Origin of the sequence: Paenarthrobacter sp. NPDC092416, assembly GCF_044755025.1 — a bacterium.
GTDB lineage: Bacteria > Actinomycetota > Actinomycetes > Actinomycetales > Micrococcaceae > Arthrobacter.
Window position 1 is genome coordinate 926656 of sequence record NZ_JBIVQG010000001.1, and the last position, 21850, is coordinate 948505.

The window sequence follows — 21850 nt, forward strand, 5'->3', positions numbered from 1 at the left end:
GTCTACGGAACCATTCGGCTGACGGGAACCGGCCGCAGCCCCGGGGTGGCCTAACTCTGGACGGCGTTGGCCACTTCCAGTTGCAGCGAGCGTGCTGTGCTTGCCTCGAGTTCGGCAGCCAGCTCAGGGTTGTCGTTCAGCTTGACGCCGTAGCCCGGCATCATGTCCTTGAGCTTTGACTGCCAGCCCTTGAAGTTCTTGGGGAACGACTTCTGCAGCAGCTCGATCATGATCGGAACCGCCGTCGACGCGCCGGGGGAAGCGCCAAGCAGGGCGCCAATGGAACCATCGCGGGATGCAATGACCTCGGTGCCGAACTGCAGGATGCCACCCTTTTGCGGGTCCTTCTTGATGATTTGTACGCGCTGGCCGGCAGTAATCAGTTCCCAGTCTCCACCGGTTGCTTCGGGGTAGTACTCACGCAAGGACTCAACTTTGGACTCGTGGCGCTTGGCCACTTCCTTGATGAGGTAAGCGGTGAGATCCATGTTGTCCTTGGCGACGGCAAGCATCGGGATGATGTTGCCGGGCCGGATGGACAGCGGAAGGTCCAGGTAGCTGGAGGTCTTGAGGAAGTTCGTGGAGAACCCGGCGTACGGTCCGAACAGCAGGGAGCGCTTCCCATCGACGAACCGCGTGTCCAGGTGGGGGACGGACATGGGCGGTGCACCTACAGATGCCTGGCCGTAGACCTTGGCACTGTGCTGGGAGGTGATTGCGTCATCGGTGCAGCGGAAGAACTGGCCGGAGACGGGGAAGCCACCGTAGCCCTTGCTTTCCGGAATGCCCGAAGCCTGAAGCAGGTGGAGCGCACCGCCGCCGGCGCCCACAAAGACGAACTTTGCGTGGATACGGCCGTGCTCACCGGACTTGGCGTGCTTGAGGGACAGGTCCCAGCCGCCGCCTGCTGCGCGGTTGATGTTGGTGACGTCGTGGCCGTAGTTGACCTCGGCGCCGCTGTCCTGCAGGTAGGTGGTCAGCTCGCGGGTCAGGGCGCCGAAGTCGACGTCGGTGCCTTCCGCCGCGCGGGTAGCGGCGACACGCTGCTTGCGGTCCCGGCCTTTGACGATCAAGGGAGCCCACTTGGCAATCTGGGCCTGGTCCTCGGTGTATTCCATGCTGCGGAACAAGGTGTTCGGCTTCAGGGCTTCATAGCGGGTCTTGAGGAAGTTCGCGTGGTCGTCGCCGATGACAAAGCTCATATGCGGGACCGTGTTGATGAAGCCCTTGGGGGAGCCGATGACATTGCTGTCCACCAAGTGGGACCAGAACTGGCGGGATAGCTGGAACTGCTCGTTGATGTGGATGGCCTTGGCCGGGTTTACGGAGCCGTCTTTGGCTGCGGGGGAGTAGTTCAACTCACAGAGGGCGGCATGGCCGGTGCCGGCGTTGTTCCAGGGGCCGGAGCTCTCGAGCCCGGCCTCGTCGAGTCGTTCAAACAAGGAGATGGTCCAGGTGGGTTCAAGTTGCTTGATGAACGCACCCAGGGTGGCACTCATGATTCCGCCGCCAATAAGGACGACGTCTGCATGTTGAGTCTTGGAAATGAAGGTCACGATCAATCTCCGTTAGCGGCGGCACTGGCTGTCACAGAATATCCCCGGGCAGTCCCATTACTGAAATTGCCGGGAATCGTCAAGGCTTTAGGCGGACGTTTGTGAAAACCTCGTTGAGGACCGGTGAAGCGGGGTAGCTTTGCACCTTGTCGGACAACGCAAGGGCCGAGATGGGGAAGGCAATGGGGACAGCCGGAACCGATGCTGCGATCTCCGCGTTGATGGCCTGGTACTGGGTGTTGCGGTCATCACCCTCCGGCAGCGCGCGGGCCCGCTCAATCTTGTGGAAGACCTCGGAATCGGAGTAGCCGAACTCGCCGCTGGTTTCGCCGAATAACGGTCCCAGGAAGTTATCCGCGTCAGCATACGATCCATTCCAGCCCAGCAGATGAAGCGCATGGTCACCCGGGGACTGCACTTTCTGCAGGTAGCCGTCCTCCCAGTCCACGGGAACGGGTTTGATGTTCAGCCCCACGGCAACAAGCTGGCGGCTGATTTCCGCATAGATTTTCTCTGGCGTCGGCAGGTAGGCCCTGGTGGCGTTGAGTGGGTAGTAGAACTTCAGCTCCTCGCCTTTGTAGCCCGCCTTCTCCAGCAACTCCTTCGCTTTCTCGGGGTTGTACCCCAAGGAGGGTGCGTTGTTGTTGAAGCCGCTAAGCTTCGGCGGTACGAACTGCGATGCTTGCGCGGTGTTGTCGATGAAGAACCTGCGGATCAGCGATTCCTTGTCGATCGCCATCTCGATTGCTTGGCGGACTTCAAGCTTCTCCAACGGTGCGACGCCTTGGTTGATGCCCAGGTACATCACAGAGAAGGGGTCGCGCTGAATGATCTGCACACCCTTCTTGACGAGCTGATCGAACGTGCCGGATGTCACCAGATCGTAGGCATCGATCTTGCCGTCGAGGAGTGCTTGCTGCCGGGTTTGGGCATGGTCATAAGGGATGAAGTTGATGGTGGCGATCTGGCCACGGTCACCCCAGTAGCCCTTGTAGCTGGTCAACGTGACCTTTTGCTCGTCCCAGGCGCTGAACTGGTAAGGGCCGGTACCTACGGGATGGCTGGCATAGGCGGACACAGCCTGTCCGTTCTGGACCTTGTCCAGCAAGTTCGCCTTTTGTGCTTCCATGGCGGCAGGAGAGGACATGGCGAACGCCGGCAGGGTCAGGGCCTTCAGGAAACCTGTGTAAGGGCGGGTGAGGTTGATCTGGACGTTTTCCGCCGAGACCACCTTGCAGTCCTTATAGATGGAGAACACGGGCTCATCGGAGTACGCCTTGAAGACGCCGCGGAAGGAAATGCCGGGAGCCTGTTTCCGCAGCTCGGCGGGGAACGTAAACCAACGGTTGAAATTGGCACAAACCGCTGCGGCATCGAATGGTGTGCCGTCCTGGAAAGTGACCTTGGACCGGAGCGTGAAATCGTAGCTGAGTCCGTTGTTGCTGTCTTTCCATTCCGTGGCCAGCAGCGGCGTGGTCTGCCCCGTTTCACCATCTACGCCCACCAGGCCTTCGAGGACCTGTCGTGTGATGCGGTATGACTCGGAGTCAGCTGTCATCGCGGGATCCAGTCCCAAGGGCATGGATCCGGTGCCGAAGTTGAAGGTGGCGGTGGGCTCGGCCGGGGCAGTGCTGCCGGTCGTCGACGACGGCGTGGGCCCGGGAGTTCCGGTGCACGATGCCAGTCCCAACGCCATGACCACGGCGCCGAGCTGCACGCCCAGTCGGCGCATCTTGCTGCTTGCCACTCTTGTCCCCTCAAGCCGGTTGGAAGTGCTGCGGCCGGCTTCGGCCAGACCGCGTTCCAGTCTAGTTGAACGTCCTGAGTGCGCTTCCCAGCGCATCTTCAGGAAGTTCTCCCCCTCTGCTTGAGGAAAGACACCCCCAGTCCGTGGACCGGGGGTGTCTTATACGGTTCACAGCCACAACAGCTGCTTGCCCTTGTGCGCAAGGGGGGACTTGAACCCCCACGCCCGAAGGCACAGGAACCTAAATCCTGCGTGTCTGCCAATTTCACCACTCGCGCTGGCTGGCTTCATGACCCTCCCCGTGGGGCGGCCTCGGCCATCTACCGGCCTCCAGTGTACCCGCTACTTGTCCAGCTTGAGGTCCCGGCGGAGCTTCGCCACATGCCCGGTCGCGCGGACGTTGTACTGGGCCAAGGCAACGCGGCCTTCCGCGTCCACCACGATTGTGGAACGGATCAGTCCCATGTAGGTGCGTCCGTAGTTCTTCTTCTCGCCCCACGCAGCGTAGGCGTCCGCAACGGCATGGTCTTCGTCGGAAAGAAGGGGGAAGGTCAGCTGTTCCTCCTGGGCGAATTTGGTGAGGGCGCTGACGGGATCGGGGGAGATGCCAATAACGTCGTAGCCTGCCGCCTGCAATGAGGCGAGCGTGTCCCGGAAGTCACATGCCTCCTTCGCGCAGCCCGGGGTTGAAGCCGCCGGGTAGAAATAGACGATCGTGTTCCGTCCCTGGAAGTCCGCCAGGCTGACGTCCTTGCCGGCCTCGTCCTTGAGGGTGAAGCCCGGAGCTACGTCGCCCGGGGTGAGTCGTTCAGCCAAAATTTACTCCTTGCATGCGTTCGCGGTTCCCCAGTTTAGTGAGGTGTTGGTTGCTGGACGAATCCGACTGATGCTGCCGGAGAGTTGGTTGACGGGCCGTCAAACCACGCGATGCCGCCCGGAGCCCGCATATACTGGCGCCATGCCTGATATGGAGAGGTGGCCCACTTCGCGCTTGCTGTCAACGGCGGCGCGGCTCGTGGAAATCTCGTGGAACGAAAAGCTCAAGAACATTGGACTCACGCATGCCGGGGTTATCGCGATGGAAGTACTCGCGGCCAAAGGGTCAATAACCCAAGCAGCGTTGGCCGAAGTGGCTCGGGTCAAAGCGCAAACCATGGGCACAACCTTGGCGAGGCTTGAGGCGCATGGGCATGTCAGCCGTCAACGCAGCGACTCGGATCGCCGCAGCCACATGGTCACTTTGACGGAGGCCGGGGCAGCAGCTCTGGCTGAGGCGGTGAAACTGGAGCGTGACGTGCTGGCGCAGGTTGCCGTTGATACCGCAAAGCTGCGTGAAGAGCTACGGATTGTGGTCCGTGGTCTCGCAGGCCTGGGCAAGCCCGCCGATGGGTCCGACGTGCCCGAACAGCGCGGGGATACCGGCCCCATTGCCTTCTGACGAAACCCAGGGCGGCAAAGTCCCCTCTTGACGCAAAAGGCTCCGGATCATGTGGACGATCCGGAGCCTTTTGCCTTTGGTGCACCCCCCGGGACTCGAACCCGGAACCCATTGATTAAGAGTCAATTGCTCTGCCAGTTGAGCTAGAGGTGCAGCTATTGTTTCGGTCAATCCGGGGAATTCGCATTCCTCGTTGACCTCCGCAACGACAGATAACTCTACACTACGTTTTTGCTGCTTTTGACCACAATCCGCAAAGCGTGATGGGGAACACGAAAGTCCCCAGTCGTCAGGGAAAACAAAAGGTCCCGAAGTGAATTCACTTCGGGACCTTTCTTTTGGTGCACCCCCCGGGACTCGAACCCGGAACCCATTGATTAAGAGTCAATTGCTCTGCCAGTTGAGCTAGAGGTGCAGCTGTTGATTTCGATCACCCCGACGGCGTTTCTTCCCTCGGCGATCTCCGCAACGACATGTAACTCTACACCACTCTGGCCGAAGTGGGAAATCGGCGTGGCGGGCCGGGTGAGGCCTAGGATCCGGGCCTCAGAATCAGCGCGAAATCAGGGTTTCTGTTGTTGCTCAGCACCCACATCGAGCCGTCCGGCGCCCTCGCCACATCCCGCAGGCGGCCATATTCTCCTGTGAAGTACGCCACAGGAGTACCCGCCGCTTCGCCGCTGAGAGGGACGGCCCACAACCGCTGGCCGCGAAGGGCGCCGGTGTAGGCCACGCCGTCGATGATTTCCAGTCCGCTGGGTGAGGCGTCCGCCGTCGAAGGCCACACAACTTTGGCGTCGATGAGTCCCGTTCTGCCTGGGGCGCCTGTCACCATGGGCCAGCCATAATTGCCGCCAGGGGTGATCAGGTTTAGTTCGTCGTCCACGTCGGGGCCGAATTCACTGGCCCACAACCGCCCGCTGCTGTCCCACGCGAGCCCTTGGACGTTGCGGTGACCGTAGCTGTAAACGGGGTTGTCGCCGAACGGATTGCCTGGCGCGGGGCGCCCGTCCATTGTCAATCGCAGGATCTTGCCGCCCAGTGCGTTCGTGTCCTGTGGTTGTTCCCTTCGCTGTGAGTCGCCCGTGCCAACGTAGAGGTACCCGTCCGGGCCGAAGCGGATCCGGCCGCCGTTGTGGGTGGAGGCCTTCGACATGCCGGAAAAGATGACTTCCGGCTCGCCCAAGCTGAGTTTCCCAGTGGAGTCTGCAGTGAGCTGCATCCTTGCGATCCGGTTGTCGCTGGCAGAAGTGAAGTAGGCGTAGAGCCACCGGTCAGTCTCGAACGTGGGCGATAGTGCCAGTCCCAGGAGACCGCCTTCGCCGCCGGGATCCACACCGGGGACCTGTCGGATGGTTGTCGCCCGGCCGTCACGGATGCTCTTGACCAGCGCCGAATCGCGCTCGGAAACAATGGCTGTGCCGTCCATGAGGAAGACTACAGACCACGGCAGCTGCAGTCCGGCGTCGAGCTTTTGCAGCAGTTCTGGTGCGCGCTGCGCGGGTGACGCGCCAGCCGGGGCCGAAGCGTTGCCGCTCGACGAGGGGCTGTTTGCCGACTGGCTGTTTGCCGACTGGCTGGGCGGTGTCGCTGCGCTGCCAGGTGACGAAGGACTGCCGGTGCAGGCTGTCACGAGGACGAGTGACACACAGGCAGAAGTGAACACAAAGCGGTCCCTTATACGACTTCCACGACCCGCTTCATGCTCGCCCATTGCTGCCATTCAGCCCTGTTGTTCGGTGACGGACCTGCCTTTCGATGACGGAACGTCAGTGCCGGTTTCGCCTTGGCGGCCTGAACCCGGCAGCCTCGGCATGCGCCGCGGATTCAAACCAGACGTCCGAACTGGCTTCTGCGTAGCCGGCGGCGTCTTCGTCGTAGTAGGTCATGGTGGCGGCGCTGGCCTTGATCGGATAGCCGGCCGGTTCGCCGCCGTCAGCCCCCGCGCTGGCCGAACCCGCGCCGTAGGGATGGTTGGCTGCCAGGTGGCCGGAGGGGGCAGCTGCGTCGTCGGCTTCCTCCGATTCCTCTGCGGCGGCCGTCTCCGCGCCGGGAAGGGTGGGGGAGTGCGCATCGGTGTACTCATGGTGGTGAACGGGGGTGCCGCCCGCGTCCGTCCACGATGTTTCCCATTCCGCCTTGTCTGCGGCGGCATTGGCTTTTTCTTCGGCGGTCGCATCGGCGCGGGTGACGTCGTCGGCGGTCACGCCATCGGCTGGCTCTGACGCTGGTTCCGTCGGAGTATCCGAATACCAGTCATCCACATCGCCGGCGCCGGTTGGGCGCAGCTCCGCGTCGGTGTCAACCACCGGTTCGTCCACCACGGGTTCATCCACCGCCGGTTCCTCCATGGTTGTTCCGGCGTCGGACGCGGACCGTTCGACGGCGGCAGGAGTCTCAGCGTCAGCGGAACCGGCCGCCTCGTCCGGCGCCGTTTCTACCGGAGTGCTTGAGGGCTGCGGCGCTTCCTCGAGGGGTTCGTCTCCGGGGGCTTCAGGCGATTCTTCGCGTGGCTCCACCTCCGGACCGCTACCCTCAGCTGCTGCCTTGCCCAGGTTTGTTACTCCCGCGAGGCCCGCCACGCCGGCAACAGCCGCGGCCGTGTCAGGCATTGACGAGGTGTCGCTCGGCGCCGTAGCGGCCGGCGGAGCCATCCCTGGCCGGCCAGGTGTTCCCTCAGCCGTGACACCAGTAGCCGCCGGTGCATTTGCGGAATTCTTTGCGTTGTTGCGGCTCATGAGCCACCACACAATCGCAACAACCAGCACAATAACAATGACCCAAATCAACCAGTCCATGGTGAGAGCCCTTCTGCTCACGGGGTGCAGTTAGTGGTGCTTCCGACGTTACGTGCCTGCCATTACCACTGTCCAGCGTTTATCGGCTGTCCGGTATCACTTGTTCACCGGCTGCCCGGGGTGACTGCCGGGAAGGCATTTGGCAGCCTCGAAAGGAATAGCCGCATTTCCCCTAGTCTGGCTGCATGGACTTCAAAAGGCTGCGGATTCTCCGCGAATTGGCAGATCGGCAGACCGTTGGAGCCACCGCGGAAGCCATGAACGTCACTGCATCCGCGGTTTCCCAGCAACTTAAGACACTGCAGGAAGAACTCGGCGTGGTGCTGGTGGAGAAGATCGGCAGGGGAGTGCAGCTGACGGAGGCCGGCCACGCGATGGCCGCGGCGGCGGCGGACATTGCCACCGCCATGGCCCGGGCGGAGTCCACGATCGACACCTACCGCAAAGGCTGGCAGACCCGGGTCTCGGCAGCGTTCTTTCCCAGTGCTGCCGAGATGTTGCTTCCGGGCTTGCTGCACCGCGTGGAATCCGTGGAGGGCCTTCGCTTCGATGCGCATTTCGAGGATCCAGGCACAGCGTATTTCGCGCCATTGGCTGCCGACTACGACTTCGTGCTCGCGCACAGTGTGGATGGTCCGGATGTGTTCGCTCAAACCGGCCTTACGGTGGTGCCGCTCCTTGAGGAAGCCCTCGACGTCGCCATGCCGGCCGGCCACCCGTTGGCCGCGAAGTCGCGCCTGACGCCCCAAGACGTGGTGGGCTACCCGTGGATCGGCGTTCCGGAAGGCTTTCCCTTTGATACCGTCCTCCGGCAGATTGAATTGCATGCCGGGAGGCAAGCCCTGCGCGGCCAAAGGTATCCGGACCTTCGTGTGCTCGAAGCCCTGGTTGCGGCCGGTCACGGAATCTGCCTTCTGCCCCGCTACACCGCGATGGCCAACGCCGGACGCGGTCTCGTCCTCCGGCCACTCTCTGGTGTGAAGGCCAGTCGGAGCATCGTGGCGCTGGCCCGGCAGGAGGTGGCGGCGCGGACCACGATTGGCCAGGTTTTGGAAATGCTCCAGGATGAGGCCGCCAGCATTGCGAGCGAACTGAGTCTTCGGGACAGCTGACGCCCTCGCAGTGGGTGCGTCTCAATATATGAGAGGGGTGTCCATTATTTGATCGAAATATTCACATTTTGTGCTTAACGCGGCCCAAAGCGTCGTGGACAGTTGCAGGGGGCACATAGACTTTGGACCATGAGTGACGCCACCCAAATTGCGACAGATACCAAGCCGGACATCAAGCCCCGCAGTCGGGTTGTAACGGACGGGATCCACGCGGCGCCCGCGCGTGGCATGTTCCGCGCTGTCGGCATGGGAGATGACGACTTCGCCAAACCCCAAATTGGTGTCGCCAGCTCGTGGAACGAAATTACTCCCTGCAACCTCTCTCTCAACCGCCTTGCCCAAGGTGCCAAGGAGGGCGTCCACGCCGGCGGTGGCTTCCCCATGCAGTTCGGAACTATTTCCGTCTCCGATGGCATTTCCATGGGCCACGAAGGCATGCACTTTTCACTGGTCTCACGCGAAGTCATTGCCGACTCCGTCGAGACAGTGATGCAGGCCGAGCGCATTGATGGCTCCGTACTGCTGGCCGGCTGTGACAAGTCGCTTCCGGGCATGCTCATGGCTGCTGCGCGCCTGGACCTTGCCAGCGTTTTCCTCTACGCGGGCTCCATCATGCCTGGCTGGGTCAAGCTCGAGGACGGCTCCGAGAAGGAAGTTACCCTTATTGATGCCTTCGAGGCCGTCGGCGCCTGCGCCGCGGGCAAGATGAGCATGGAAGACCTCACGCGCATAGAAAAGGCCATCTGTCCCGGTGAAGGTGCCTGCGGTGGCATGTACACCGCCAATACCATGGCCTGCATTGGCGAAGCCCTGGGCATGTCCCTTCCCGGCTCGGCGGCACCGCCCTCGGCAGACCGCCGTCGTGATGACTTCGCGCGCAAGTCAGGTGAGGCAGTAGTCAACCTGCTGCGCCTGGGCATCACGGCCCGCGACATCATGACCAAGAAGGCTTTCGAGAACGCCATTGCCGTGACCATGGCCTTCGGCGGCTCCACCAACGCAGTCTTGCATTTGCTGGCGATCGCCCGTGAAGCAGAGGTGGAACTCACTCTGGACGACTTCAACCGCATCGGCGATAAGATCCCGCACCTCGGTGACCTCAAGCCGTTCGGCCGTTATGTCATGACCGACGTCGACAAGATCGGCGGCGTTCCGGTCATCATGAAGGCGCTGCTCGACGCCGGACTGCTGCATGGTGATTGCCTCACCGTCACGGGCAAGACGCTGGCTGAAAACCTTGCGTCGATCAACCCGCCGGACCTCGACGGCAAGATCCTCCGTGCCCTGGACAATCCGATCCACAAGACCGGTGGCATCACCATCCTCCACGGTTCCATGGCTCCCGAAGGCGCTGTCGTCAAGAGCGCCGGCTTCGATGCCGATGTCTTTGAAGGTACTGCCCGTGTTTTCGAGCGTGAGCAGGGCGCCCTTAACGCACTGGACAACGGGGAGATCCACAAGGGTGACGTCGTTGTCATCCGGTACGAGGGACCCAAGGGTGGGCCGGGTATGCGCGAAATGCTCGCCATCACCGGTGCCATCAAGGGCGCAGGCCTCGGCAAGGATGTCCTCCTGCTGACCGATGGCCGGTTCTCTGGCGGCACTACCGGCCTGTGCATCGGCCACGTTGCGCCTGAGGCCGTCGACGGTGGCCCCATCGCCTTCGTCCAGGATGGCGACCGCATCCGCGTCGACATCGCTGCCCGCTCGTTCGACCTCCTGGTTGATGAGGCTGAACTCGACGCCCGCAAGGTGGGGTGGGAGCCGCTGCCGGCCAAATTCACGAAGGGTGTACTGGCCAAGTACGCCAAGCTCGTCCACAGTGCCTCCACAGGCGCCTACTGCGGGTGAACCGGCATCGGACTCCATCTGTCGTGAGACGGGTGGAGTCCGATGGGCGGACAAGGCTGTCCAAATAGTGAGATACGCTAGGGGTCAATTGACACATATCTCACTCAGAGGGAACACTGAACGCATGATCACATTCGTTACCGTCGGCATCGTCGTCCTTACCAAGCGCGTGGCTTAGCCCGACTGGTAACGAACCGTCACGCGCAACCCCTCGAAGAGCCGCAAGGCTGAGGGGTTTTTTTATTACCTGCGGTCGATTTCCCTTGGCCGTGCATGACGCAGTAAAGCAGTACCAAGTAGCAACACCTATCAATTGAAGATCCATTAAGGAAGAGTCCGATGAGCAAAGGATCGCCGATCAGCCCCTCGCTGATGGCTGCAAAGTCCGCTGGAGCCCCCAAAGCTCCGGAAAAGGTCGACCGTCCGGCTGACGCCGTCGTCGTCGACGCTGCTGCACCTCTCTCTCCTGTACTTGGGCCGAACAACGTTGTACCCCCAACGGTGATGACCGGCTCGCAAGCTATTGTCCGCTCGCTCGAAGAACTCGGCGTGGACGATATTTTTGGTTTGCCCGGTGGCGCGATCCTGCCCACCTACGACCCCTTGATGGCTTCGAGGATGAATCACATCCTGGTCCGTCACGAACAGGGAGCCGGCCACGCCGCGCAAGGCTACGCCATGGTTACCGGACGGGTTGGCGTCTGCATCGCCACCTCGGGCCCCGGAGCCACCAACCTCGTTACCGCCATCATGGACGCCCATATGGACTCCGTGCCGATGGTTGCCATTACCGGCCAGGTCTCCAGCGGAGTCATCGGAACCGATGCCTTCCAGGAAGCCGACATTGTGGGCATCACCATGCCCATTACCAAGCACTCGTTCTTGGTGACGGACCCCAACGACATCCCGCATGTCATGGCCGAGGCCTTCCACTTGGCCTCCACCGGCCGTCCGGGTCCTGTCCTCGTGGACATCGCCAAGGATGCCCAGGTCGGCCAAATGACGTTCTCGTGGCCGCCAAAGGTGGACCTGCCGGGCTACCGTCCCGTGGTCCGCGGCCACAACAAGCAGGTTCGTGAAGCTGCCAAGCTGATCGCGGCCTCCAGCAAGCCCGTCCTCTATGTGGGTGGCGGCGTGGTCAAGGCACACGCCTCCGCGGAGCTCATGGAACTGGCACTGGCCACTGGCGCCCCTGTGGTTACCACGCTGATGGCCCGCGGCGCCTTCCCGGACTCGCACCCGCAGCACGTGGGCATGCCGGGCATGCACGGTACTGTGTCCGCGGTGACCGCACTGCAGCAGGCAGATCTGCTCATCACCCTCGGTGCGCGCTTCGATGACCGCGTCACGGGTGTTCTGAAGACTTTTGCCCCGTTCGCCAAGGTCATCCACGCGGATATCGACCCCGCGGAAATCTCCAAGAACCGCACGGCCGATGTCCCGATCGTCGGCTCGGTGAAGGAAATCATTCCGGAACTGACCGAGGCCGTGAAGACGCAGTTCGACCAAAGCGGCACTCCTGATCTGGACGCCTGGTGGGCGTTCCTGGGCAACCTGCGCGACACCTACCCCTTGGGCTGGACCGAGCCCGAAGATGGACTGACGGCTCCTCAGCGGGTCATCCAGCGCATCGGTGACCTCACCGGTCCGGAAGGCATCTACGTTGCCGGCGTTGGCCAGCACCAGATGTGGGCTGCACAGTTCATCAAGTACGAGCGCCCCCACGCCTGGCTGAACTCCGGCGGAGCAGGCACCATGGGATACTCGGTTCCGGCGGCCATGGGTGCCAAGGTTGGTGAGCCGGACCGTGTGGTCTGGGCCATCGACGGCGACGGCTGCTTCCAGATGACCAATCAGGAGTTGGCCACGTGCGCCATCAACAAGATCCCCATCAAGGTCGCCATCATCAATAACTCCTCCCTGGGCATGGTCCGCCAATGGCAGACCCTGTTCTACGAGGGCCGCTATTCAAACACGGACCTGAACACCGGCCACGACACCGTCCGGATCCCGGACTTCGTCAAGCTCGCCGATGCGTACGGTTGTGCCGCCCTGCGTTGCGAACGTGACGAGGACATTGATGCCACGATCCAGAAGGCGCTCGAGATCAACGACCGCCCTGTGGTGATCGACTTCGTCGTCAGCCCCAACTCGATGGTGTGGCCGATGGTGCCCGCAGGCGTCAGCAACGACCAAATCCAGGTTGCCCGAAACATGACCCCGGAATGGGAAGAGGAGGACTAAGCATGAGCCGCCACACACTGTCCGTTCTGGTCGAAGACAAGCCCGGCGTGCTGACCCGCGTGGCCAGCCTCTTCGCCCGGCGTGCATTCAACATCAACTCCCTGGCCGTGGGCCCCACTGAGGTTCCCGGCATGTCCCGCATGACGGTGGTCGTCGACGCCGACGGCGACCTCATCGAGCAGGTCACCAAGCAGCTGAACAAGTTGGTCAATGTGATCAAGATTGTTGAGCTGACTTCCGAATCTTCCGTACAACGCGACCACATCCTGGTCAAGGTACGTGCGGATGCCGCGACACGTCTGCAGGTTACCCAGGCTGCAGACCTGTTCCGTGCCGCAGTAGTCGACGTGTCCACAGACTCGTTGGTCATTGAGGCGACCGGTACCCCGGAGAAGCTCGCTGCACTGCTTTCAGTGCTCGAGCCGTTCGGCATCCGCGAAATTGTGCAGTCCGGCACCTTGGCCGTTGGACGGGGATCCCGCTCCATGAGTGACAGGGCGCTACGCTCCGCGTAAGGCACAGCCACAGGCACTTGTCTCACCGGGCGTTACGCCCAGAACCGCAGCACCACCATCAATATCTACGAAAACCACTCAAGAGGAGTTACGCAAGTGACTGAAATGTTCTACGACGACGACGCAGACCTGTCGATCATCCAGGGTCGCAAGGTAGCCATTGTCGGCTACGGCTCCCAGGGCCACGCCCACGCGCTGAACCTGCGCGACTCCGGCGTCGAGGTTGTCATTGCCCTCAAGGAAGGCTCCAAGTCGGTCGCCAAGGCCGAGGACGCAGGCTTCACGGTCAAGAACGTTGCCGACGCCGCCGAATGGGCCGACGTCATCATGATCCTTGCGCCGGACCAGCACCAGCGCTCGATCTACAACGACTCCATCAAGGACAAGCTGACCGCCGGCAAGGCACTGGCCTTCGCCCACGGCTTCAACATCCGTTTCGGCTACATCGAAGCACCGGAGGGCGTTGACGTCATCCTGATCGCTCCGAAGGCTCCGGGTCACACCGTTCGCCGCGAGTTCGAGGCCGGCCGTGGCATCCCGGACATCATCGCCGTCGAGCAGGACGCTTCCGGTTCCGCTTGGGACCTGGCCAAGTCCTACGCCAAGGCAATCGGTGGCACCCGCGCCGGTGTCATCAAGACCACCTTCACCGAAGAGACCGAAACAGACCTCTTCGGCGAGCAGTCCGTCCTGTGTGGCGGCGTCTCCCAGCTCGTCCAGTACGGCTTCGAGACCCTGACCGAAGCCGGCTACCAGCCGCAGATCGCCTACTTCGAGGTCCTTCACGAGCTCAAGCTCATCGTTGACCTCATGTGGGAAGGCGGCATCGCCAAGCAGCGCTGGAGCGTTTCCGACACCGCAGAGTACGGCGACTACGTTTCCGGCCCCCGCGTCATCACCCCCGAGGTGAAGGAAAACATGAAGGCTGTCCTCGCAGACATCCAGAACGGTGCCTTCGCCAAGCGCTTCATTGACGACCAGGACAACGGCGGCGTCGAGTTCAAGGAACTGCGGGCCAAGGCTGAGCAGCACCCGATCGAGGGCGTTGGCCGCGAGCTGCGTTCCCTCTTCTCCTGGCAGCAGCAGGACGAGGATTACGTCGAAGGCTCTGCAGCCCGCTAAACCCCAGCGGTTCAAGCTTTACGAACGCCCGTCCGGCCCCAAAAGCCGGGCGGGCATCTTCGTTTCAAAGCGGCGGGCAGTGCCTGGAACGCGCTGTGAATTTCTTCACAACGGGCCTGCCCCCGCCGTAACATCCCCTCCCCGGCACCGGAATCCCCGCCCCGGGGCGATATTCTGGGCTGGTCCCGGCTCCGCGTCCGGGCCACGCATCCGCTCCTTGTCCAGTTCTGTCCAAAGTTGTCCAAAGTAAGGTGCCACCCCGTGTCAGCCACCAAACCCGTCGTCCTCCTTGCCGAGGAACTTTCGCCCGCCACCATTGAGGCATTGGGCCCGGACTTTGAAATCCGCCAGACCGACGGCGCCGACCGTTCCCAGCTGCTTTCCGCCATCGTCGACGTCGACGCCATCCTCGTGCGCTCGGCCACCCAGGTTGACGCCGAAGCCATCGCAGCGGCCAAAAACCTCAAGGTCATCGCCCGTGCCGGCGTTGGACTGGACAACGTGGACATCAAGTCAGCCACGCAGGCCGGTGTCATGGTTGTCAACGCGCCGACGTCGAACATCGTTTCTGCCGCCGAGCTGACTGTTGGGCACATCCTCAGCCTGGCCCGCCACATTCCGCAGGCCAGCTCCGCGCTGAAGAACGGCGAATGGAAGCGGTCCAAGTACACAGGCATCGAGCTCTTCGAAAAGAAGATCGGCATCATCGGCCTGGGTCGCATCGGCGCCCTGGTTGCCGCCCGCCTTCAGGGCTTCGACACCGAGATCCTGGCCTACGACCCCTACATCACGGCCGCCCGTGCTGCCCAGCTCGGCGTCAAGCTTGTCACCTTGGACGAGCTCCTCGAGAATGCCGACTTCATCACCATCCACATGCCCAAGACGCCGGAGACGGTTGGCATGCTGGGCGCTGACGCCTTCCGCAAGATGAAGGAAACCGCGTACGTCATCAACGTCGCGCGTGGTGGGCTCATCGACGAGGAAGCCCTCTACATTGCCCTGAAGGAAGGCCAGATCGCCGGTGCCGGCGTCGACGTATTCGTCAAGGAACCCAGCACCGACTTGCCGTTCTTCGAGCTGGACAATGTGGTTGTGACGCCGCACCTGGGCGCCTCCACTGACGAGGCACAGGAGAAGGCAGGCGTCTCCGTGGCGAAGTCTGTTCGCCTCGCACTGGCAGGCGAACTGGTGCCGGACGCCGTCAACGTAGCAGGCGGCGTCATCGCACCCGACATCCGTCCGGGCATCCCGCTGATCGAAAAGCTGGGTCGAATCTTCACCGCGCTGACGCACGCATCGCTGACCCAGATCGACGTCGAGGTTGCCGGCGAGATCGCTGCGTTGGACGTTAAGGTGCTCGAACTCGCTGCACTCAAGGGAATCTTCGCAGACGTCGTCACGGAGCAGGTCTCCTACGTCAACGCGCCGGTGATCGCGGAACAGCGCGGCATCAACACGCGTCTGATCACCACGCCGGACGCAGAGGATTACCGCAACGTCCTGACCATTCGTGGTGCGCTGAGCGACGGCTCGCAGATTTCCGTTGCGGGTACCTTGACCGGTCCCAAGCAGGTTGAAAAGCTCGTGGGTGTTAACGGATATGACGTTGAGATCCCCATCAGCGAGCACCTGGTGGTTGTGGCTTACGCCGACCGTCCGGGCGTCATCGGCACCATCGGCCACATCCTCGGCATGAACAACATCAATATTGGTGGCATGCAGGTGGCCCGCCAAACTGAAGGTGGGCAGGTTCTTGCGCTGCTGACCATCGACAGCTCGGTGCCGCAGCAGGTCCTCGAAGCCATCAAGGCGGGCATCGGTGCCGAGATGGTCCGCGAAGTGGACCTGGAGGACTAGGACTGCTCCTCGTCAACTGAGTTCGCGTGCCGGAGACACACCTCTGCCACGTATAGGTGGCCGGTCTGCTTACAATGGCTGGGTCCGAGATTCGGATCCGGCAGCAGGCCGGCCACCACTCTTTGCACCTAACGCCCGGGATTCCTTTGTGTTTTTCGAGGATTTCCGGACGTTGTGTGCGCGCCCGCAATCAAGGTCTCAGGGAGCCCAATGAACGCCGTCCAGAGGTTCATCAGAAGCCGTGTGCTGCTGCTGACCGCGGCCATTTTGATCGTCGCCATGTGCTTGTCAGTCCTCGTCCAAAGCCAGTCGCAGGCTGCGCTGAACCGGACCGTGGATGAGAACTCACGGGGACTCTACGACATCCTGGTCCAAGCGAAACCGGACCAGTCCAAGGATGGCGACGGCGGTGCATTGATCCAGCCGGAGATCGCCAATGGCCAAGGCGGCATCAGCTTTGAGCAGCTGGACAAGATCCGCTCCATGGGCCAGACAGCCGTGGCAGCGCCCATCAGCCTGGTCTCGCGTGTTTCGCAGAACCTGGAAGCTCCCCGCCTGAACGCGATGGACTACCTTGGCTACAACGCTGGCTTGGCGGGGGCCGTGACCGCGGGTGATCCTTCCGCCCTCGACTCCAGCAAGTGGCCCGCGGCGGAGTCCGTGTTGTCCGACACCCCCAAGAAGTACCGGCTGACGGCTACGGCAACCAGCTCGGATGGCGTCAACGAACAGACGCTGTTCAAGACGAGCGCCGAAGGCAGCCTCGGCAAGGGTCGTCTCCTTGAGGAACAAACGGCCGGCGGCAAGAACATCCGCATTGCAGGACCTGACGGCGAGACTGGCGTCAAGTTCCCGGCGCCGGCTCTCGGATCCGAGCACAACCTCTTCAACCTTTCGGTGGCCCTGCCGCTGGCACCCGAGGTGACAGAGTCCGTCGTCGCGGTCGATCCCGCTGCGGAACGCGCCCTGCTGGGCTCGGCCGGGGACTTCCTTGCGCCGCTGGAGAAGGCTCCGCCGGCTGATGCGCGCAACGCTGGTGCGATCGGCCGCCACTTCGAGAGCCTGTTCACCACCGGCCTCAGCATGGACCAGCTCGAAGAAGGCCCGGACTTCCTGGGCGTGAAGCTCAAGTACTGGGCTCCGTTGATGACGCAGTACCAGCAGGCCAAGCGCGACGGTTTGCTGACCGAGGACTCCCAGGCGATCCCGCTGATTGTTCGCTCGGGAACTTCCCTTGACCTGAAGTACTCGGTCAAGATCGAGGAAATCGACGCCAGCGGCAAGGTGGTCAATGACATTGGAACGGTGACCCGTTCGCTGGACAAGGACTACTTGCCGTTCGTTTCCAAGGCGCCTTTCGCGCTGGAATGGCCTGGTTCCACCGACCACAGTGAACTGCTCGGCAGCACGGCGTCCTTCAGCCAGGGCCTTTACAACCCCGCGACGTGGAGCGCTGCCTTCGCCGCAGCACCGGAGTACAAGGACGGCGACGAAGCCTCCAACGGTGCAACGGATAAGACTGCAACACCGGGGGACTGGGTGACCGTCAACCGTCTCCCGGAGAAGTCATCCTTCGGTGCAGCTGTGGACCAGACCCAGCGCAAGCCGGTGGAGGAGCGTTCCTACCGGGATGACCTTGAGACAGGCAAGAAGCCGGCCACGCCCATGCCGATGGTCTACGGCACGTTTAATCCCGCCGACGTCCAGGCTGCCGCCGGCGACGTGAACAAGCTCCCCTTGGGAGGCTACGACCCCGCGCCCCTGACCATGAGCAAGGATGGCGAAGGCAAGGACGTGGATGGCACGGTCCTCAAACCGTCGCTGAGCGCGACCGGGTTGGTCAGCCAGTCTGCCGGTGCCATCACTGACTACTACGGCCTTGCTGCCGCCCGTGGCTACGATTCCAACGCCAACGTCATCGACGCCGTTCGCGTCCGGGCATCTGCCAACGGAACGTGGAAGCAGGCACAGCCGGACGTCGAGAAGCTGGCCGCGCAGATCCGCGAACTCGGCCTCGAGGCCACGGTTGTGGCAGGTTCCGCACGTGAAGACGCCAACATCTTTGTCCCGGGTTACTCGAAGGACGACGCCGGCAAGGAGTCGCCGCTGGGCACCGTCCAGCAGTCGTGGGTACGGCAGGATGCGGCTGACGCCGTTTCCGGCTCACTGACGGGAACCAACATCACGCTCCTGTTCCTGACACTTCTGGGAGCTACGCTCCTGACGGGCGCCTCCACGGTCAGTTACATCCGGCAGCGCCGCAGTGAAGCGGGCATCCTGCGGGCCATGGGCTGGACGCAGAAGCGCATCAAGTCCTGGGTGCTCGAAGAGTTCGCCGTCGGCGCCGCGGCGCTGGCCTTTGCCGGAATCGTACTCAGCCTGCTCAGTTGGAACCTGGCCACGGTGATCGTCTCGGCCACCATGCTGGTGATCTACCTCGGAGCTGCCTACCTTGCGGCCCGTCAACTGCGGCACCGCCACATCGTTGACCAGGAACCGCAGCACGACGAGCGACTCGTCATGGTGGACTCCCCGTTGACGTTCGCCAACAGGCAACTCACCACCAACCGGTTCAACTCGGTTTCCCTGGCCGTTGCGGTGGGCGTCTTCGGTGCCGCGGTGGGGGCGTTGATCGCACTCCTGATCGATATCCCGCGTGCTGCCGGCGCCAGCGCCTTGAGCGGGCTGGCCGCGGCAAGCATCGCCTTGCCGAGCGTGATCCTCGCGGTCTTCGGCGTGGTGGTCGGTCTGCTCCTCACCCTGGTTACCGGCCGGTTTGAGCTGCATGCCAAACGTGAATACCTCGGCACCTTGCGTGCCATGGGCTGGAACCCCGACATGCTGGGTCAGGTCCGCTTCTTTGAAAATGCGCTGGTGGGTACCGTGGCGCTTCCGTTGGGCGTCCTGGGCGCCCTTGGACTGGGGCTGCTCCTGGCTCCGTACGCTGCGCTCTGGGCTGGACTGGCTGGGCTGCTGGCGGTAATTTGCTGGATTCCGATTGCAACGAAAGTAGTCAAATGACTGACAACCTCAACACCGAGCTGACGGCGACCCCCGACTCCGCGGACGAGTCGCTGCAAACCCGTGCCAACACCATCGTGAAGGCATCGGACCACGCAACACCGCTGCAACTGAGCCGCGTCACCATCCATTACGGTGGTGACAAGGGCGGAGCTGAGGAAGTAGACGTCGTTGACGACTTCGACCTCACGTTGCACGCCGGCGAGATGCACTGTATCGCCGGTCGAAGCGGCTCCGGTAAGACCAGCATCCTGACAGTGAGCGCCGGACTGACGCTCCCGACGTCGGGCAAGGTCTTTTGGGAGGGCCACTCGCTGGAGTCCATGGGCGACGACGAAATCGCTGACCGCCGCCGTGCCTTGATCGGCTACGTCGATCAGGGCGGTGCCCTGATCGACGGCATGAGCGCGCTGGAGAACGTCCTGCTTCCCGCCGTTCCCGACGGTGAAGTGGAACAGCGTACCGAAATGGCCAAGGACCTCCTTGACCTGGTGGGCCTGGGTCGGCGCATGCGCCACCGCCCCGCACAGCTGTCCGGTGGTGAGCGCCAGCGCGTGGCAATTGCCCGTGCGCTGATCCTCGGAACGCGCGTCCTTGTGGTGGACGAACCGACGGCAAGCCTGGACCGTGCCGCCGCCAACCGCATCATCGGCATCCTCAAAGACACCACAAGCGACGGCATCGCTGTCCTGGTGGCTTCCCACGACCACGAACTGGTCCGGCTCAGCGACACACTGACCGAACTGAACTAGTCCAGAGGACTGATTCTTCGCCGGGTTGTTCCGGCAGTGACTGGACCGGCCGTCATATGCGGCCGGTCCAGTCATTCCATTCGAAAAAAAGGTAACTTCTTAGAGTGACGTCTGCAGAGAAATCCCCGTTCTACATCACTACCGCCATTAGCTACCCCAACGGCGTGCCGCACATCGGGCACGCCTACGAGGTCATCGCGACTGATGCCATGGCGCGCTTCAAGCGCCTCGACGGCCATGAGGTCTTCTTCATGACCGGAACGGACGAGCACGGGCTCAAGATGCAGCAGTCCGCCGAGAAGGAAGGCATCACTGCAAAGCAGCTGGCGGACCGCAACTCGGCTGCCTTCCAGCAGATGAGCCAGGACCTGGGCATCTCCCATGACCGCTTCATCCGCACCACGGACACGGACCACTACGCCGCGTCCCAGGCCATTTGGAAGAAGATGGAAGCCAATGGCGACATCTACCTGTCCAAGTACGAGGGCTGGTACTCGGTGCGCGATGAGGCGTACTACGTTGAGGACGACACCGTAGTTAAGGAAGACGGTCTCCGCTACTCCAAGGAGACGGACACCCTGGTGACCTGGACCGCTGAAGAGAGCTATTTCTTCCGGCTGTCCGCGTACCAGGAAAAGCTCCTCGCCCTCTACGAAGCGCAGCCGGAATTCGGCGCGCCCCAGTCCCGCTTCAACGAGGTCATCAGCTTCGTCAAGCGTGGACTTGACGACCTTTCCATCAGCCGCACGACTTTCGACTGGGGTGTCCCTGTTCCCGGCGATGAGAAGCACGTCATGTACGTCTGGGTTGACGCCCTGACCAACTACCTCACCGGTACGGGTTACCCGGATGTCGAATCGGACTCCTTCAAGAAGTTCTGGCCGGCGGACGTCCACGTCATCGGCAAGGACATCTCACGCTTCCACGCGATCTACTGGCCGGCTTTCCTCATGAGCGCCGGACTGGAACTGCCCAAGCGCGTCATGATCCACGGATTCCTCACCAACAACGGTGTGAAGATGTCCAAGTCCCTGGGCAACGTAGTGGCTCCCCAGGACTTCGTGGCGCAGTACGGATTGGACCAGTGCAGGTTCTTCTTCCTCCGCGAAGTTCCCTTCGGAGCTGACGGCAGCTACAACCACGAGGCCATTGTGGGGCGCATGAACTCGGACCTTGCGAACAACTTTGGGAACCTGGCCCAGCGTTCGCTGTCCATGGTTGCGAAGAACTGCGAGGGCAAGGTTCCCGTTCCGGGAGAATTTACGGCAGAGGACAAAGCGCTGCTGGCCAAGGCCGGCGACTTGCTGGAAACGGCCCGTGGCGCCTTCGACAAGCAGGAATTCAGCCGTGCGCTGGAAGCCATCTGGACTGTTCTGGGTGACACGAATGCCTACTTCGCCGAGCAGGCTCCTTGGGTGTTGCGCAAGTCCGACATCGACCGCATGAACACGGTCCTGTACGTCACTTTGGAAGTTGTGCGCATCGTGGCGATCCTCGCCCAGCCGGTCATGCCGTCGTCGTCCGCCACGCTTCTTGAATTACTCGGCCAGACCGAAGGTGACGCCAGGCAGTTCGCCGCGATCGCCACGCCGATCGTGCCCGGCACCGAGCTCCCCGCACCGGCCCCGGTGTTCCCGCGGTACGAAGAGCCCGCCGAAGCCTAAGGGCAGCAACGCTCTTTCACATACCGTCCACAAACAGGAAACGCTCCCTCACTTCCTAACGGCAATGCCGCAGGAAGTGAGAGTGTCCCTATGTTGTTCGTCAAGGGGTTTGGGGTGTTTTGGGGTGGTAGAGGCTGCCATCGCGGAGCATGGCGAAGAGGGTGTCGCAGCGG

General features: G+C 62.3%; 15 protein-coding genes and 3 tRNA genes. 10 read left to right on the forward strand and 8 right to left on the reverse strand.

What is annotated here, in order from left to right; all coding sequences use genetic code 11:
- Positions 1–50 precede the first annotated feature (50 nt).
- The 4 genes from ACIQC5_RS04165 to bcp all read right to left on the reverse strand — a co-directional run bounded on the left by ACIQC5_RS04165 (position 51) and on the right by bcp (position 4119).
- Positions 51–1556 carry a malate:quinone oxidoreductase gene (locus tag ACIQC5_RS04165; protein ID WP_400278629.1) on the reverse strand — a complete coding sequence of 502 codons (1506 nt, stop codon included), beginning with the start codon at positions 1554–1556 and terminating at the stop codon, positions 51–53.
- A 79-nt stretch (positions 1557–1635) separates the two neighbouring features.
- Positions 1636–3303 (reverse strand): ABC transporter substrate-binding protein, encoded by a 1668-nt coding sequence (locus ACIQC5_RS04170; RefSeq protein WP_400278631.1) that lies wholly within the window; start codon positions 3301–3303, stop codon positions 1636–1638.
- A gap of 196 nt (positions 3304–3499) precedes the next feature.
- Positions 3500–3581 (reverse strand) — tRNA-Leu (locus ACIQC5_RS04175).
- Positions 3582–3645: 64 nt separating this feature from the next.
- On the reverse strand, positions 3646–4119 hold the full coding sequence (gene bcp / locus ACIQC5_RS04180; protein ID WP_400278633.1) for a thioredoxin-dependent thiol peroxidase: 474 nt from the start codon (positions 4117–4119) through the stop codon (positions 3646–3648).
- Between the two features lie 142 nt (positions 4120–4261).
- On the opposite strand from bcp, the gene ACIQC5_RS04185 reads away from it, so the two are divergent.
- Complete coding sequence (locus tag ACIQC5_RS04185) at positions 4262–4741, forward strand: MarR family winged helix-turn-helix transcriptional regulator (RefSeq protein ID WP_400278635.1); 480 nt, start codon at positions 4262–4264, stop codon at positions 4739–4741.
- 77 nt (positions 4742–4818) lie between these two features.
- On the opposite strand, the gene ACIQC5_RS04190 is transcribed toward ACIQC5_RS04185, so the two are convergent.
- The 4 genes from ACIQC5_RS04190 to ACIQC5_RS04205 all read right to left on the reverse strand — a co-directional run bounded on the left by ACIQC5_RS04190 (position 4819) and on the right by ACIQC5_RS04205 (position 7539).
- Positions 4819–4894, reverse strand: a tRNA-Lys gene (locus ACIQC5_RS04190).
- A gap of 186 nt (positions 4895–5080) precedes the next feature.
- Positions 5081–5156, reverse strand: a tRNA-Lys gene (locus ACIQC5_RS04195).
- Between the two features lie 117 nt (positions 5157–5273).
- Positions 5274–6455, reverse strand: coding sequence for a PQQ-dependent sugar dehydrogenase (locus ACIQC5_RS04200; protein ID WP_400278637.1), 1182 nt, complete (start codon positions 6453–6455; stop codon positions 5274–5276).
- A 55-nt stretch (positions 6456–6510) separates the two neighbouring features.
- A complete protein-coding gene (locus ACIQC5_RS04205; RefSeq protein ID WP_400278639.1) occupies positions 6511–7539 on the reverse strand; it encodes a hypothetical protein in 1029 nt (342 codons plus the stop codon).
- 185 nt (positions 7540–7724) lie between these two features.
- Here ACIQC5_RS04205 and ACIQC5_RS04210 point away from each other — a divergent pair, with 185 nt between their 5' ends.
- From ACIQC5_RS04210 to metG, 9 genes are all read left to right on the forward strand, one after another.
- Complete coding sequence (locus ACIQC5_RS04210) at positions 7725–8651, forward strand: LysR family transcriptional regulator (RefSeq protein ID WP_400278641.1); 927 nt, start codon at positions 7725–7727, stop codon at positions 8649–8651.
- Between the two features lie 129 nt (positions 8652–8780).
- Positions 8781–10502 carry a dihydroxy-acid dehydratase gene (gene ilvD, locus ACIQC5_RS04215; RefSeq protein ID WP_400278643.1) on the forward strand — a complete coding sequence of 574 codons (1722 nt, stop codon included), beginning with the start codon at positions 8781–8783 and terminating at the stop codon, positions 10500–10502.
- Positions 10503–10841: 339 nt separating this feature from the next.
- Entirely contained in the window at positions 10842–12746 is a 1905-nt protein-coding gene (locus ACIQC5_RS04220) for an acetolactate synthase large subunit (protein WP_400278645.1), read from the forward strand.
- A 2-nt stretch (positions 12747–12748) separates the two neighbouring features.
- Positions 12749–13261 carry an acetolactate synthase small subunit gene (gene ilvN, locus ACIQC5_RS04225; protein ID WP_011775174.1) on the forward strand — a complete coding sequence of 171 codons (513 nt, stop codon included), beginning with the start codon at positions 12749–12751 and terminating at the stop codon, positions 13259–13261.
- Between the two features lie 96 nt (positions 13262–13357).
- A complete protein-coding gene (gene ilvC / locus ACIQC5_RS04230) occupies positions 13358–14383 on the forward strand; it encodes a ketol-acid reductoisomerase (protein WP_400278648.1) in 1026 nt (341 codons plus the stop codon).
- 261 nt (positions 14384–14644) lie between these two features.
- The gene (gene serA / locus ACIQC5_RS04235) at positions 14645–16240 is read left to right on the forward strand and encodes a phosphoglycerate dehydrogenase (RefSeq protein WP_400278649.1); all 1596 of its coding nucleotides are present in this window, start codon (positions 14645–14647) and stop codon (positions 16238–16240) included.
- A 210-nt stretch (positions 16241–16450) separates the two neighbouring features.
- Positions 16451–19261 (forward strand): FtsX-like permease family protein, encoded by a 2811-nt coding sequence (locus tag ACIQC5_RS04240; protein WP_400278651.1) that lies wholly within the window; start codon positions 16451–16453, stop codon positions 19259–19261.
- Positions 19258–20013: an ABC transporter ATP-binding protein gene (locus ACIQC5_RS04245; protein WP_400278652.1), complete on the forward strand. Its 756-nt coding sequence runs from the start codon at positions 19258–19260 to the stop codon at positions 20011–20013. Before ACIQC5_RS04240 ends, ACIQC5_RS04245 begins: the two co-directional genes overlap by 4 nt.
- 104 nt (positions 20014–20117) lie before the next feature.
- Complete coding sequence (gene metG, locus ACIQC5_RS04250; RefSeq protein ID WP_400278654.1) at positions 20118–21677, forward strand: methionine--tRNA ligase; 1560 nt, start codon at positions 20118–20120, stop codon at positions 21675–21677.
- Positions 21678–21850 lie beyond the last annotated feature (173 nt).

Bases quoted from the DNA above. Each gene is read 5' to 3' on its own strand.
- ACIQC5_RS04205 (WP_400278639.1), bottom strand. From the start codon at position 7,539: ATGGACTGGTTGATTTGGGTCATTGTTATTGTGCTGGTTGTTGCGATT.
- ACIQC5_RS04210 (WP_400278641.1), top strand. From the start codon at position 7,725: ATGGACTTCAAAAGGCTGCGGATTCTCCGCGAATTGGCAGATCGGCAG.
- ACIQC5_RS04220 (WP_400278645.1), top strand. From the start codon at position 10,842: ATGAGCAAAGGATCGCCGATCAGCCCCTCGCTGATGGCTGCAAAGTCC.
- ACIQC5_RS04240 (WP_400278651.1), top strand. From the start codon at position 16,451: ATGAACGCCGTCCAGAGGTTCATCAGAAGCCGTGTGCTGCTGCTGACC.
- ACIQC5_RS04200 (WP_400278637.1), bottom strand. From the start codon at position 6,455: ATGGGCGAGCATGAAGCGGGTCGTGGAAGTCGTATAAGGGACCGCTTT.
- ilvD (WP_400278643.1), top strand. From the start codon at position 8,781: ATGAGTGACGCCACCCAAATTGCGACAGATACCAAGCCGGACATCAAG.
- ACIQC5_RS04245 (WP_400278652.1), top strand. From the start codon at position 19,258: ATGACTGACAACCTCAACACCGAGCTGACGGCGACCCCCGACTCCGCG.
- ilvN (WP_011775174.1), top strand. From the start codon at position 12,749: ATGAGCCGCCACACACTGTCCGTTCTGGTCGAAGACAAGCCCGGCGTG.
- ACIQC5_RS04185 (WP_400278635.1), top strand. From the start codon at position 4,262: ATGCCTGATATGGAGAGGTGGCCCACTTCGCGCTTGCTGTCAACGGCG.